14 protein-coding genes and 2 tRNA genes are annotated in these 14,447 nt (G+C 30.3%); 11 read left to right on the top strand and 5 right to left on the bottom strand.

Annotated features, from left to right (window positions below; genetic code table 4):
• The first annotated feature begins 4 nt into the window (after positions 1-4).
• The 8 genes from JV122_RS00695 to JV122_RS00660 all read left to right on the top strand — a co-directional run bounded on the left by JV122_RS00695 (position 5) and on the right by JV122_RS00660 (position 5,165).
• Positions 5-1,804, top strand: a complete 1,800-nt coding sequence (locus JV122_RS00695) for an ABC transporter permease (protein ID WP_205842508.1) — start codon at positions 5-7, stop codon at positions 1,802-1,804.
• Entirely contained in the window at positions 1,804-2,526 is a 723-nt protein-coding gene (locus JV122_RS00690; protein ID WP_205842506.1) for an ABC transporter ATP-binding protein, read from the top strand. The genes JV122_RS00695 and JV122_RS00690 overlap by 1 nt, the downstream gene beginning before the upstream one ends.
• Complete coding sequence (locus JV122_RS00685; protein ID WP_205842504.1) at positions 2,492-3,010, top strand: hypothetical protein; 519 nt, start codon at positions 2,492-2,494, stop codon at positions 3,008-3,010. The genes JV122_RS00690 and JV122_RS00685 overlap by 35 nt, the downstream gene beginning before the upstream one ends.
• Before the next feature lie 62 nt (positions 3,011-3,072).
• Complete coding sequence (gene mutM, locus JV122_RS00680; protein WP_205842503.1) at positions 3,073-3,897, top strand: bifunctional DNA-formamidopyrimidine glycosylase/DNA-(apurinic or apyrimidinic site) lyase; 825 nt, start codon at positions 3,073-3,075, stop codon at positions 3,895-3,897.
• Entirely contained in the window at positions 3,887-4,126 is a 240-nt protein-coding gene (locus JV122_RS00675; protein WP_205842501.1) for a Smr/MutS family protein, read from the top strand. Before mutM ends, JV122_RS00675 begins: the two co-directional genes overlap by 11 nt.
• Positions 4,127-4,233: 107 nt before the next feature.
• Complete coding sequence (locus tag JV122_RS00670; RefSeq protein ID WP_205842500.1) at positions 4,234-4,830, top strand: FMN-dependent NADH-azoreductase; 597 nt, start codon at positions 4,234-4,236, stop codon at positions 4,828-4,830.
• A gap of 167 nt (positions 4,831-4,997) precedes the next feature.
• Positions 4,998-5,084: transfer RNA gene (locus tag JV122_RS00665), tRNA-Leu, on the top strand.
• Between the two features lie 5 nt (positions 5,085-5,089).
• Positions 5,090-5,165, top strand: a tRNA-Lys gene (locus JV122_RS00660).
• Between the two features lie 73 nt (positions 5,166-5,238).
• Here the strand turns inward: JV122_RS00660 and JV122_RS00655 are convergent.
• From JV122_RS00655 to secG, 5 genes are all read right to left on the bottom strand, one after another.
• A complete protein-coding gene (locus JV122_RS00655) occupies positions 5,239-6,081 on the bottom strand; it encodes an HAD family hydrolase (protein ID WP_205842498.1) in 843 nt (280 codons plus the stop codon).
• A gap of 65 nt (positions 6,082-6,146) precedes the next feature.
• A complete protein-coding gene (locus tag JV122_RS00650) occupies positions 6,147-7,523 on the bottom strand; it encodes a M17 family metallopeptidase (protein ID WP_205842497.1) in 1,377 nt (458 codons plus the stop codon).
• On the bottom strand, positions 7,523-8,911 hold the full coding sequence (locus JV122_RS00645) for a M17 family metallopeptidase (protein WP_205842495.1): 1,389 nt from the start codon (positions 8,909-8,911) through the stop codon (positions 7,523-7,525). The genes JV122_RS00650 and JV122_RS00645 overlap by 1 nt, the downstream gene beginning before the upstream one ends.
• Positions 8,912-8,919: 8 nt before the next feature.
• Entirely contained in the window at positions 8,920-11,016 is a 2,097-nt protein-coding gene (gene rnr, locus JV122_RS00640; RefSeq protein ID WP_205842493.1) for a ribonuclease R, read from the bottom strand.
• The gene (gene secG, locus JV122_RS00635; protein ID WP_205842491.1) at positions 11,016-11,246 is read right to left on the bottom strand and encodes a preprotein translocase subunit SecG; all 231 of its coding nucleotides are present in this window, start codon (positions 11,244-11,246) and stop codon (positions 11,016-11,018) included. Before secG ends, rnr begins: the two co-directional genes overlap by 1 nt.
• Positions 11,247-11,440: 194 nt before the next feature.
• On the opposite strand from secG, the gene pdhA reads away from it, so the two are divergent.
• Genes pdhA through JV122_RS00620 form a run of 3 tightly spaced genes read left to right on the top strand, consistent with a single transcriptional unit; the run spans position 11,441 to position 14,447 of the window.
• Positions 11,441-12,538 (top strand): pyruvate dehydrogenase (acetyl-transferring) E1 component subunit alpha, encoded by a 1,098-nt coding sequence (gene pdhA, locus JV122_RS00630; protein ID WP_205842490.1) that lies wholly within the window; start codon positions 11,441-11,443, stop codon positions 12,536-12,538.
• Positions 12,538-13,536 (top strand): alpha-ketoacid dehydrogenase subunit beta, encoded by a 999-nt coding sequence (locus tag JV122_RS00625; protein ID WP_205842488.1) that lies wholly within the window; start codon positions 12,538-12,540, stop codon positions 13,534-13,536. Before pdhA ends, JV122_RS00625 begins: the two co-directional genes overlap by 1 nt.
• Before the next feature lie 11 nt (positions 13,537-13,547).
• Positions 13,548-14,447: a 2-oxo acid dehydrogenase subunit E2 gene (locus JV122_RS00620; RefSeq protein WP_205842487.1), complete on the top strand. Its 900-nt coding sequence runs from the start codon at positions 13,548-13,550 to the stop codon at positions 14,445-14,447.

Genomic DNA, 14,447 nt, shown 5'->3' with positions numbered 1-14,447 from the left:
CAAAATGAATAAATCATATTTTATTTTTTTAAATCATCTGCTTTGAAAAAAGAAAAGTACAATTTTTATTCCGTTAATTAATTTATTAATAATCATTCCTATTTTGATTATTAATTTTAGCTTGCAGCAAAGTTTTGAAAGCTTTATTTCAATCTTTTATGTAAATATTTTGATTAATGGAGTCCTTTCAAGTATCTTCGGTTCTTTAAAGGGTTTAAACATCTTTAAAGACCTGCAAGGAGAAGGAATTGAAATCATCGTTTTTTCAAAAAGCATCACAAGAAAACAAATTGTTACAACTAAATTAGTCAATTTCCTATTTTGAGGAATTTGTTGATCTTTAGTTTCTTATTTCATAATTATTATTCCTTTATTTTTTAACTTAATTTATTCACAAACACTGAATTTACCTTTTGTTTGAGCATTTTTCAGCCCTTTATTTATCTATTTATTTTTTGGACTTGTTTCTATTTTAGTAAGCTTAAAATTCTCATCTAAAATTGCAATTTCAGTACCACTTTTATTCTTTATGCCTATTACAATTGGAGGAAGCTTATTATCCAGTTATTCAACATCAAGTGCAAATAAGTTTGCCCAAGACTTAAACATTGAATATCCAAATTACGACTCAGGTAGATTACTTGATGTTGAAAAATTCTATTTAAACAACAATAAAGATGAATTTTATATCATTCCTAAAAAAGTTGATAATGCGACATTTAGTGCAAAAGAAAAAGAGTTTTTAGAACTTGCGCAAAGTCGTGCCAAAAACTCATCAACTGCTTGACAAATCTATGCACTTTTAGCAACGCCTTATCAATTTTTAGATGTTTACAACACAAAAGATAAAGATGCTTTATCTCTGCTTTCAAAAGCAAATAATAACAATTTAAACAATTATCTTTACTATAATAATCTTGAATCAGGAGAAAAAAGTTATAAACTTTCTTTAAATACAGGAAATCTGTTAAAACTACCAACACAAGACAAAGATAATCCTTTAGAAACAATTAATAAATTTATTGTTCCGGGTTCACTAAAAAACAATTCTCAATTCAGCGATCTTAAAGACAGAGAAATAGTTTATGCAAGAGAAAATGCTTCTAATTTTGATGTTAGTTTCCCTGAAGATGAAAAAGTTATTGCAGTTCCTGATGACTTAGTCGGAAAACTAAAATGAAGCATTATTTCACAAGCTTTAGAGTCTAAAGCATTCAGCGACTTTGCTCACAAACTTTTCAAAAATACAGAAAAAACAGCAACAAAAGAACAAATTCTTAATTTAATTACTTCTGCAGTTTCAACAAATGTAAGTGATGATCAACTAAACTTTTCAAGTGTAATTGACAATAATGTTGAGCTATTAAAAGAAGTTATCGATACTCAAAAAATTAGAAATATCACAGAGAAAAAAATCTACTTTGCAACAGCACTAATTTATTTCTTATACTTTAACACTGAATACAATGATTTACTAAAAACTCTTTTAAAAACAGAAAATTCAATTAATGAAACTTACGACCCTGCAAAATTTGACATCAAAATTGATGACAAAAAATACACATTAGGTGGTTATTCTTCTTATTCAGCAATTCAAAAAACAGTTGATAACAAAGTTATTTATCGTTTTAGTTTAGAAAACAGTAATAACTTCTTATTCCAAAGCGTTGATGAAGTATATAGCTACCATGAAAATCAAAAAGTAGTAATTTCAAGAAATCTAAACATTATAATTTGATTAGTAATTATTTCTATTTTAGGTGGAATTACTTTTGAAAAATTTAGAAGAAAGGATTATAAATAATGGAAAATAATCACATTCTTCAACTTAAAAATCTAACTAAAATTTACCCTAAATCTGATCAAGGAGTTAAAGACATTTCTTTTTCAGTTCATAAAGGTACTTTCCATGCTTTTATTGGAGAAAATGGAGCCGGAAAAACAACAACAATTAAAACAATAATAGATGCTTTTAGTTCTTATCAAGGTGAAGTTTTAATCGATGGAAAAGATCACAGAAGTGAAGAAGCAAAATCAAAAATCGGTTATGTGCCTGAAAATGCTCTTTTCCCAAAAGGACTAACAAGTTTTGAATACTTAGTTTATTTAGCAGAATTGTCTAAAATTAAAAGACAAGATGCAAAACAAAAAATTGACGAATTACTCGAAAAATTCGGTATTTTAGAACTAAAAAACAAAAAACCTTACAGTTTTTCTTCAGGTCAAAAGAAAAAAATACTGCTAATTCAAGCTCTAATTCATGATCCTGAAATTTTAATTTTGGATGAGCCTGCAGCTAACTTAGATCCTTCAGCAAGATATGAGTTATTTAAGATTCTTACAGATCTTAATAAAGCAGGAAAAACCATTTTTATAAGCTCTCACATCCTAAAAGAAATCGATGAGTTTACTTCATATGTTACTTTAATTCACAAAGGAAAAATTTACTATCACGGACCAAAAAACGAAAAAACATTAGAGGAGTTATTCTATGAAAAAGTTATTAAAACAGATTGCAATCACTAGCTCAACTTTGATAATTCCTGCCTTTTCCTTTTTGTCTTGTAATTCGCAACCACAAGAACCTAAAAAAGAAGATGTAAAGTTTAAAGAAGGAGAAAATTTCGTTTATAAAGAAACTTATAACAATTCTGATTATGCTCCAGGTGAAACAATTAAAGAAAATGAAGTCTTTAAAAATCTTGAGATAAAAATCTTAAATGAATCTGAAACTTTTGAAAGTTTTAGAGATAAATTTAGAAAAAAAATCCCTGCTGAACAAAAGGATAATCCAGACATTTTAAAAGCTCTAAACGAACTTGCAAAAGAAAAAGTTATTTCAGACCAAATTCTTTCTTTAAAACCTCAAGAAAATGAAAGTTTCGTTTTTAATCTTAAAGTTGATGAAACAAATAAAAAGTTTTCTTTCTTGATTCAAATAATTATTCAACACACAAATCACACTCACTCAAAAGGACAAAGAGCAATAGCTATCTATTTCAAAAACTAAATTAATGTGCATTTGCACATTTTTTTGTAATTTTAAACTATCTGTTGTAAAATTAAAATACTATGCCAGAATTACCAGAAGTCAGAGTCGTAAGACAAGAATTAAATAAATATGTTCAAAACAGAAAAATAAAAGAAGTTTCAATTTTCAGAGATAAGTTTATTCAAGAGATTGAAGCAAGTGAATTTGCAGATGTTTTAAAGGGAAAAACAGTCGAATTCGTCGAAAATATAGGTAAATTTTTAGCCTTTCATTTCAGCGAAAACATTGTTGTTTTAAGTCATTTGAGAATGGAAGGAAAATACAATTTCTATGAACCTAGAAAAGAACGTTTATTCCATGATTATGTGATTTTTGAGTTTGAAGACAACACAAATTTACACTACAACGACACAAGAATGTTTGGAACTTTTCATTTAAGAACAAAAGAGAATTACTTAAATACACTACCACTTTCAAAACTTGCTAAAATTCCTGCTGAAACAGACCTAAATGATTTTATAAAATCACTTTCAAAAAGAAAACAGGCAATCAAAACAGTTCTTTTGGATCAAACAATTGTTGTAGGTTTAGGAAATATTTATGTGGATGAAGTTCTATTTGCAACTAAAATTAGCCCACTAACACCAGCAAATGAAATTACAAAAAAACAAGCAAAAGAGATTTTAGAAGCTGCAACAGACATTTTAGATCGCTCAACAGAACTTGGGGGAAGCAGTATAAATTCCTATACCTCTTTAAATAAAAAGAAAGGTAGCTTCCAAAACTTTTTACAAGTTCATACTAAAAAAGGCAAAGCCTGCCCAGAATGCTCTCAGGAAATTGATAAAATAAAGGTAAATGGCCGTGGAACATATATTTGTAGGAGATGTCAAAATGTCAAATAGTTGAGAAACAGAATACTATGTTGATCTTCATGGCTTTAGTTTTAGTGAAGCGAGAATGGAAATCCAACACACACTTTTAGATTTTTACATGAATAAATTTGCAGAAAGAATAGTCATAATAACAGGAAAAGGAACTGGAACACTCAATTTATTGTTAAGCGAGTATTTAAAAGATGAAACAGACTATTACATTGAGCAAAAAGACGATAGAATCATCGTTTGAAAATAGAAAAAAGACTAAAAAAGCTGTTTTTTAGTCTTTTTTAGTGCTTAAAATTAACTTTTTCACTTTTGTGATAATATTAAATTAGTAATTTCACAAAATAAAGGAGAAAAATGAAAGTTATAGTAATTAATGGTTCAATTATTGATGAAAGTGTTTCAACATCTAAAGCACTTTCAGATAAATTTATTGAATTTTACAAAGAAAAAAACCCAACACACGAAATTGTCTATTTAGACTTAAACAAAGAAAAAACAGCACAAACTATTTTAAGTTCACAAACAAGACCTTCTTTTTGAGAACAAACAGAAGCTCTTAAATATGTTGAATTATTAAAATCAGCAAATAAAATAGTTATTTCTTCACCAATGATCAACTTCAACTATTCAGCACCTCTTAAAAACTTTTTAGATGCAATTTCAATTGCTAATGTAACTTTTAGCTACAAATACTCTAAAAAAGGGGATGCAATCGGTCTTTTAAATAATTTAAAAGCTCAAGTGATCACAACAAAAGGTGCACCAAGTGATTGATATCCTTTTGCAAATCATACAAAAGCATTAGAAGGTGTTTTAGGATTTTTAGGAATGGAAATAGCTCCTTCAATTGAGTTAAATGGAACAAACATTGAGCCTCTATCTAAAATGACAAAAGAAGAAAGAGTTGCTTCAATTGAAGAACAAATTAAGAAAGCCGCTTACAATTTCTAATAATGCAAACAGAAAGAATTTCTTTCTGTTTTTTTATATACTTTATTAAGTTAAAAAAATGTAAAAATGCTTTGAAAAAAATGAAAATAGTCTATAATATTTATAGTCAAAGAGCAAATTAAAAAAATATTTTGTTTTTTTAAAAAAAAGTGTATAATTATATAGATGCTCGAGTGGCGAAATAGGTAGACGCAAGGGACTTAAAATCCCTCGGTAGCAATACCGTGCTGGTTCAAGTCCAGTCTCGAGCACCATTTATGCGCCCTTAGCTCAGCAGGTAGAGCAAATGGCTTTTAACCATTGGGTCAGAGGTTCGAATCCTCTAGGGCGTACCATTTCGGAAACGATCGAAAACAAGCTGAAAAGCTTGTTTTTTATTGCTTTTTTTGCATAAAAAAACACCCTAAATTACTTAAGGTGTTTTTCTAGAAAGTGTGAAACTCCGCTTTCGTTATTTGAAGTTGTTGTAAAAGTTGCTTTTTGTTTTATTGAATCTTTTGATTGACCCATAGCAACAGAATATTTAGTTGTTTCGAACATTGAAACATCGTTATCTTCATCTCCAAAAGAAATCGATTCATCTAAATTTAAGTTAAATTTTTCAGACAGAATTTTAATTCCATTTCCTTTTGAGCTACCAACTGGCATTATATCAATTACTCTTGTTTGAGAAGTTAAAAGATAGATATTTTTGATTTCTAAAAGGGATTTACGGGCATTTTCTATATCTTGCTCTAAACTATCACTCTTGATTACTAAGAATTTAATTACATCATGTTTGTTGATATCGAAGTTATTAAGATCTTTTCAATCAAATCCAAATCTAAATTGTGATTCTCTTTGATTAATGCTTGATTCAAGTCACTCAAATCATTCTGGATTGTAATTAGCTCTTGTAAAACCGAAGATTTGTTTTGTTGTGTAAACTAAAAAAGTAGTATTATTTTGTTGTAATGAATCAAAAACTTCTTTTGCTGCTTCTTTAACAATTGGATTTTGATAAACTATCTCATCTTTTTGAAAGTCATAAATAATTGCACCGTTGCAGGCAATAATTGGAAATTTAGTTTGTGTTAAGAAGGCCTCTTGTTTAGCAAAGTAATAAGGTCTTCCCGTTGCAATAAAAACGTTTTTTGATTCTTTGTTTAATTTATTGATTGAGTCGATATTTTGCTGTGAAATAACTTTTTGGCTATTTAAAAGTGTTCCATCTAAATCGAAGAAAAAATTTTTAATGTTAGCTTTATTCATGTGTCTCCTTTATTTCTATAATTAAATGATAAAGAAAAAATCGCAAAATGTGCGATTTTTTGTAATTATTTTGAATTTAGAGCTAATTGAATTAGTGTTTTTACCATAACTCCGGTTGGAACTTCCGAAGAATCAGCAGTTTCAGCGATGTCAATGTGGATGTATTCTGTGTCTTCTGTAAATTCTTTTAAGAACATTGCAGCAACGATACTTCCACCACCAAGACCTCTTAAATCAGCGTTTTTAAGGTCAGCAACTTTAGAAGATTTTAGACCATCTGTGTATTCTTCATCAAAAGGAAGTCTTCAAATTGGCTCATTTTGTTCTTTAGAAGCTTTTTGCATTTCTTCTCAAGCTTGCTCTGTTGTAGTTCAAACTCCTGTGTAAGTTTTACCTAAAGAATATGCCATTGCCCCTGTTAATGTTGCAAGATCAACCAAACGAGTAGCACCTAAAATTCTTTTTGCATAAGTTAGACCATCAGCCATAACTAATCTACCTTCAGCATCTGTGTTATTAACCTCTACAGTTTTTCCATTCATTGAAGTTCATACAGAATCAGGAAGAGAAGCATCGCCATTTACTCTGTTATCTGTAATACACATAATTGCTGAAATGTTTGTTTTTGGTTTTAGTTGAGCAACAGCTTTCATTACTGAAGCAACTGCGGCAGAACCTGACATGTCGAATTTCATTCCAAGCATTGATCTTCCGCTTTTCATTGTGTATCCACCAGAATCAAATGTAATTCCTTTACCAACTAATACTGTTTTTTCTTTAGATTCTGGATTTCCTGTGTACTCAATAACAACAACTCTTGCTTCATACATAGAACCTCTGTTAACTGAAAGTAATAGTCCCATTTTGTGTTTTTCAATTTGTTTTTTGTTTAAAACAGTAACTTTAAGGTTTTTGTATTTTGAAAGATTGTTTTTAACTTCTTCTGCAAGCACCTCTGAATTTAAAATGTTAGGTGGCATAATCTGTAAATTTCTTGCATAATTTACAGATTCCATAATGATGTTTGTTTTTTCAAATGCATCTTTTGATTCTTTAGAAAAATTTTCTGAATAAAGGGATAATGTGTATTTTTTGTCTTTTTTATCTGTTTTTAAGTTGTATAACTCGAAGTCATTATAAAGGAAATTACTGCTTAAAAATTCAACTACATTTTCTTGTTTAATATCATTAACCACAAAAGAATCTACATCTAAAAAGAAATCACGGTATAAAGAAGAAACAACTTTTTTAGAAGCGGATTTAAGTGCTTCTAAATTGAATTTTTCTTTTTGTTCAAGATAGAAATAAGCAACATTATTTTCAAAATCTTCTATAATAGAGAATTTTTCTTTTTTAATGTTTTCAAAAAGATTATCTTCTTTGAAAAAGGCTTTAATAGTTAATTTTGTATTGTCAATTTTTGAAACTAATTTTAAAGACATTATTTTTGCTCCTTATTGTTTTCATGATTTAAAATAAACTCAACTAATGTTGCAACTAATTCACCCTGTGGTTCACCTTGTTTATCAGCAGTTCCTGCAACATCACAGTGAATAAAATCAATATCTTTTGTAAATTCTTTTAAGAACATTGCAGCCTGTGAAGAATCTTGAGAAACAGTTTTTGATCAGCTAGCCAGATCTGCAACTTTTGATTCTTTGTTTCCTTTGTTGTAGTCTTCGTGTAGAGGCATTCTTCAAGTTTTTTCTTGAGCTTCTTGAGATGCTTTTTGGAATGCTTCTCATTTTTTGTCGTTTGTTGATCAAATTCCTGTATAAACATTTCCAAATACACTAACAATAGAACCTGTTAAAGTTGCAACGTCAATGATTGTTGTTGGTTTTAGTTTATCAGCGGCATAGAAAATTCCGTCTGCAAGAACTAATCTACCTTCTGCATCTGTGTCAACAACTTCAACTCATTTACCACTCATTGATTGATAAACGTTTTCAGGTAATGAAGCGTCTCCATTAATTCTGTTATCTGTAATACACATAATTGCACTTGCGTTAACTTTTGCTTTTAATTGTGCTAATGTTTTGATTGCATAAGCAGCAATTACAGAACCTGACATATCATATTTCATTCCATCCATATGATAACCTTTTGTGTTAACTCCTCCTGTATCGAAAGTAATTCCTTTACCAACAACTGAAGTGTGTTCTGAAGACTCTGGATTTCCTTTGTATTCAATTATTACAACTCTTGGTTCGTGTGTACTTCCTTTGTTTACTGATAAAAGAAGATTCATTCCTAAATCGCTGATTTCCTTTTTAGTTAAAACGGTTAATTTAAGGTTTTCGATTCCTGAAAAGTCTTCTGTAATTTTAGAAGCTAAAATTTCTGAATTTAAGAAATTTTCAGGCATGATTTGTAAATTTCTTGTTTTTTGAACGTTTTGAGCAACTAATTTAAGTTTTTCAATTAGCTCGTGATTTTGGTGTAGTTCTTCATTAACTAATAAAGCGATTTCACTTTTTTGTTCTTGGTCTTCTTCTTTCTTTTCATTTGTCATTTTGAATAATTCAGCTTTTGCAAAAGCATATTTAGAAATGAAAAGTCTTAGTAGTTGCTGTGTAGAAGCAAATTCTTTGAAGCTTTCTAAATCGATTTGATAGTTTTGTAAGTGCGCTGAAGCAAAAGAGCTAAATCATTTTTTTAGTTCTAAAAAACTTGTGTGTTTAGAATCAAAATAAACATAAGATTCTTTTGTAGAGTGATTATCTGTAACTTTGAAATTCTTTTGAGCTACAAATTGAGGAAAATCTTTATTTTCAAAAACAGCTTTTAAAAGATAAAAATTTTCAAGTTTTTGTGTTGTTATTTTCATTTTTCTCCTTAATTTAAGTTTAGAATGGCATTAATTTTACCTTCAAATTTACTTGTTGATTCGATTTTGATGTCAACCCACTGACCTAAAGTAAATTTGGTTTTTGAATTTTGTAAATAGAGTTCATTTTCATCACAGTTATATTCATCTGTTGCTGAATTTGGAAGTGTTGACACATGAACTAAAGCACTAGCTCCTGTTTCAAGTTCAACAAAGAAACCGAATTTTTTAATTGAAACGATTTGTGCTTTAAAGACTTGATCAGTTCTTTCTGCATAGTATTCTGAGATTTTGATTGCAAATACTTCTCTTTCAAGGCTGAGTGCAGATTGTTCACTCATTGAGTTTTTGAGAGCAATTTCCTGTAAATTCTCTTTATAAAAGTCAATATTTTTAAAGTTGTTTTCAAACACAAATTCTCTTAATAAACGGTGAACAATCAGATCTGGATAACGCCTGATTGGACTTGTGAAGTGAGTATAGAATTCAGAAGCTAATCCGAAGTGTCCAACGTTTTGCTCTGAATAAACAGCTTTTTGCATAGTTCTTAAAAGATTAATTTTAATAAAGTTATCAAAATTAATTGCTTTAACTTTTTCAATTGCTTTTTGGAAATCTACTGGATCTTCCGAAAAAGGCACATTGACGTTTATTTTTAGTAATTTTAGGACGTTGTTAAGCTGCTGAATTTTTTCCATTTCTGGAACTGGGTGAATTCTGTAAATAAAGGGAAGTTCCTTTTTAGCCATGTATTCAGCGACGTTTTCATTGGCTCTAACCATGAAATCTTCGATCATGTTTTCACTAAGATCTCTTTCTCTGATTACAACATCAATTGTTTTTCCATGTTCATCAAGAACTAGTTTTGGTTCATCAAACTCAAAATCAATAAATCCCTGTTTTTTCTTTAGTTTTCTAATTGATTCAGTTAATTCAAGAGCATTTTTTAGCAGCTCTGCAATGTTGTCATCAATTATTTGATCGCGATCATTGTTATAAAATCTGTTAACTTGTTTATAAGTAAGTCTTGCATATGAATTGATAACAGATGGATAGAATTTAACTCAAACATTGTTTCCTTGTTTGTCGATTTCACACTCCATTGTTAAAGTAAGTCTATCTACTTTTGGATTTAGTGAACAGATTCCATTAGACAACTCAAAAGGAAGCATAGGAATAACTTTGTTTGCTAAATAAATAGAAGTTCCTCTGTTTCTTGCTTCAGCATCAACTGTGTCACCTTCTTTTACATAGTAACTAACATCAGCAATGTGTACACCTAAAACAAAGTTTCCGTTGTCAAGTTTTTTAACACTGATTGCATCGTCGAAATCTTTTGTGTCATCACCATCAATTGTAACAATAACTTCATTTCTTAAATCAACTCTTGAAATCAAGTCTTTTTCAGAAACTTCTTGCGGAATTTGTTTTGCTTCTTGTAAAGTTTGCTCGTTAAAAGTGTGAATAACTCCTGAAGCTTCAACAGCCATTTCTATGTCTTTGAAGTCATCGCTCATCATTCCCATTCTTTTAACTAAAGAAATAACCAGTCTTTCGTTCTGAAATTCCTTTATTTTTACTTTTACAACTTCGCCATCTTTGAAGCTGTATTTTTGATCTCATCTAAATCTTCCTTTTAGTTTTGCATCAATTGGAACAAAGTCAAAAAAGTCACCATTTTGCTTTATAAATCCTACATATTCACTTGCTTTTCTCTGTATTATTTCATTTACAACAGCAAAAAAGTCGCCTGGCCTTTTTGGATCTTCAAAGACTGTGATTTTGACAACATCGCCATCAAGTGCTGTGTTTGTGTAAGGTTTAGGAATAAAAAAAGATGTTTCTTCATCTTGATCAACAAAACCAAAACCTTTTGGATTTAGTTTCATTTCTCCTTGAGTCTCTAAAACTTCTTTTGGATAGTAATATTTTGAGTCTCGATCAACAAATAATTTAAATTCTTTGAGTTTTTGGTTTAAAAATATACTGAATTCTTTGTTTTCAGATCTTGCGATATTTAAAGTTTTTGCAATAAAAATATAGTCTCTTGGACTTTGTGAAACTAGCTTTTGAATTGCTTTAAGATTGAATTTCGAATTAGACATTAAAATAACCTAATAAGGAGTGAAAAAATAATCAATAAGAATCCACAAGTGAACATCGATCATTTTAAAATCTTCTTAAATCCTCTCTCTTTTGATACTTTAAATAAATCTAAATCTGATGAACCAACTAGCGCACCTGAGAATCCGTTTGAATCAGGCGACATTAGTAGTGAAATAACCATAGAAACTAGTCCGATGATTACTAAAATAACTGTAATTGCAATTTTCATATATCTCCTTTTTGTTTATTTTAAATTATACTATTTTAATCGCTTATAAATACCACAAATTATAAAAAAGTCCAAACTTAAAAAGAAAATGTTCAAAAAAACTACAAAATAAAGCATTTTTATTCTAATAGTGCGTCTATTTTGTTAAATGCTATATAATTATTTTAATAATTTTAAATATATAAGGAGCACAAATGGATTTTAAATTCATAAAAGATGGTCACGTTATGTTTAATAAAGACGAAATCATTCGTTTTTTAGACATTGACGGAAACTTAATCAAAGGACACGATACAAAATTAACAAAAGAAGAATTATTAAAAGCTTATAAATTTATGGTATTGTCAAGACAACAAGATACATACATGTCTCAATTACAAAGACAAGGAAGAATGCTTACTTTTGCACCTAACTTTGGTGAAGAAGCACTTCAAGTAGCTTCTGCGATGGCACTACAAAAAGATGACTGATTTGTTCCTGCATTTAGATCAAATGCTACAATGCTTTACATGGGAATGCCAGTTAAAAACCAAATGCTATACTGAAATGGTAATGAAAGAGGAAGTGTTACTCCTGAAGGAATTAATTTACTACCTGTAAACATTCCTATTGCTACACAATGTTCACATGCTGCAGGTATTGCTTATGCTGCTAAATTAACAGGAAAAAAAGTGGTTTCAATGTCATTTATTGGTAATGGTGGAACTGCAGAAGGGGAATTTTATGAAGCAATTAACACAGCTTCTATTTGAAAATGACCTTCAGTTTTCTGTGTAAACAATAACCAATGATCAATTTCTACACCAGAACACCTTGAAACAGGTTCTGCAACTATTGCTGCAAAAGCTGCTGCTGCAGGTATTCCTGGGGTTAGAGTAGATGGAAACGACCTTTTAGCTTCTTATGCTGTAATTAAAGAAGCTGTAGAATACGCAAGAAGCGGAAGAGGACCAGTTGTTGTTGAGTTTGTAACTTGAAGACAAGGGCCTCACACAACTTCAGATAACCCAAGAATCTACAGAACTGAAGAAGTTGAAAAAGAAAATGAAAAATGAGAACCAATGCACCGTATTGAAAAATATCTATACGACAAAAAATACTTAAGTGAAAAAGAAAAAGAAGAAATTTGAAATAACGCTTTAGAAGAAGTTAAAGTAGCTTACAACCAATCTCTAGAAGAATTAGACGTTGATGTTGAAGAAGTGTTTGATTACACATATGCTGAATTAACACCTGAATTAAAAGAACAAAAAGAAGAAGCTCTAGCTTACTACAAAAAAGGAGTTAAATAATGGAAGCAAAAAAAGCATTAAATAATATTGGTGCTGTAACAGATGCACTTGATTTAATGATGGAAAAAGATCCAAGAGTTGTACTTTGAGGACAAGATGCCGGATTTGAAGGTGGAGTTTTCAGAGCAACAGAAGGATTACAGAAAAAACACGGAGTTGAAAGAGTTTGAGATACTCCTATTGCTGAAGCATCAATGATGGGGATTGGAGTTGGAGCAGCTATTTTTGGTTTAAGACCTGTAGTTGAAATGCAATTCCAAGGATTCTCTTATCCAGCTTTCCAACAATTAATGACACATGCTGCAAGATACAGAAACAGATCAAGAGGAAGATTCACAGTTCCTATGGTATTAAGAATGCCTATGGCTGGAGGAGTTAGAGCTCTAGAACACCACTCTGAAGCTATCGAAGCAATGTTTGCACATGTTCCAGGACTAAAAGTTGTTATGCCTTCAACACCTTATGACACAAAAGGACTATTGATTGCAGCTATTAACGACCCAGATCCAGTTGTATTTTTAGAACCTAAAAAAATCTACCGTTCATTTAAACAAGAAGTTCCTGCAGGAATTTATGAAGTTGAAATCGGTAAAGCAAACGTGATGGTAGAAGGAAATGACTTAACTCTAGTTACATATGGAGCACAAGTTCACGATTCACTTAAAGCTCTTACAGAATTAAGAAAAACAAACCCAGAAATTAGTGTAGAACTAATTGACTTAAGAACAATTAAACCAATTGATACAGAAACAATTATTAATTCTGTTAAAAAAACAGGAAGACTTTTAGTAGTGCATGAAGCTGTTAAATCATTCTCAGTTTCTGCAGAAATCATTGCTAGAGTAAACGAAAAAGCATTTGAATACTTAAAAGCTCCTTTAACAAGACTAACAGGATACGACATTACAGTTCCTTTAGCACGTGGAGAAAAATACCACGCAATTGATGAAAATAAAATTATTGCAAAAATTAAAGAAGTTGTAGGATTTAAATTTTAGAAAGGAAAAACATGAATAAAATTGTCTCAACACCATTAGCAAGAGCACTTGCTGCAAAATTAAACATTGATATTACACAAGTTAAAGGTACAGGTCCTTTTGGAAGAATTTTAAAAGCTGATGTTGAAGCATTTAAAAATGCACCAGCAGTAGCAAATCCACAAACTTCTGCACAACCTGCTCCAGCTAAAGCACAAAATGTTGTTGCTTTAGATGGAAAAAGAGAAAAAATTACACCTATTAGAAAAGCTATTGCAAAAGCAATGACAACATCAAGAGATTCAGTAGCTTACTTCAGTTTAGTTAACGAAATCGACATGACAAGACTATGAGATTTAAGAAAATCAATCGTTGAAGATGTTCAAAAAACAACAGGTGTAAAATTAACATTTTTACCATACATTTCAAAAGCAATTTTAGTTGCTCTAAAGGAATTTCCTGTATTAGCAGCTAAATATGATGAAGCAAATTCAGAAATTGTTTATCCAACAACTCTAAATTTAGGAATTGCTGTAGACACAGAAGCTGGATTAATGGTGCCAGTTGTTAAAGATGCTCACGCACTAACAATTGTTGATTTAGCACAAGAAATTTCAAGATTAGCATTAGCAGCTAGAGATAGAAAAATCAAACCAAATGAAATGCAAGGTGGTTCATTCACAATTACTAACTACGGTTCAGTAGGTGCTTTATTTGGAACACCAGTTATTAACTACCCAGAACTTGCAATCGCAGGAGTTGGAGCTATTATTGACAAAGTTTTAGTTAAAAACGGACAATTTGTTGCAGGAAAAGTTATGAACTTAACTGTTTCAGCTGACCACAGATGAATTGATGGAGCTACAGTAGGTAGATTCATGTCAAGAGTTAAAGAATTATTAGAAAAACCAGAAATTTTAGGAGTATTATAG

The sequence above is a fragment of the Mycoplasma procyoni genome, assembly GCF_017052595.1.
Classification (GTDB): Bacteria; Bacillota_I; Bacilli_A; order Mycoplasmatales; family Metamycoplasmataceae; genus Mesomycoplasma_A; species Mesomycoplasma_A procyoni.
Note: the sequence above shows the minus strand (reverse complement) of the source record. Positions and strands in the feature narration are given on the sequence as shown.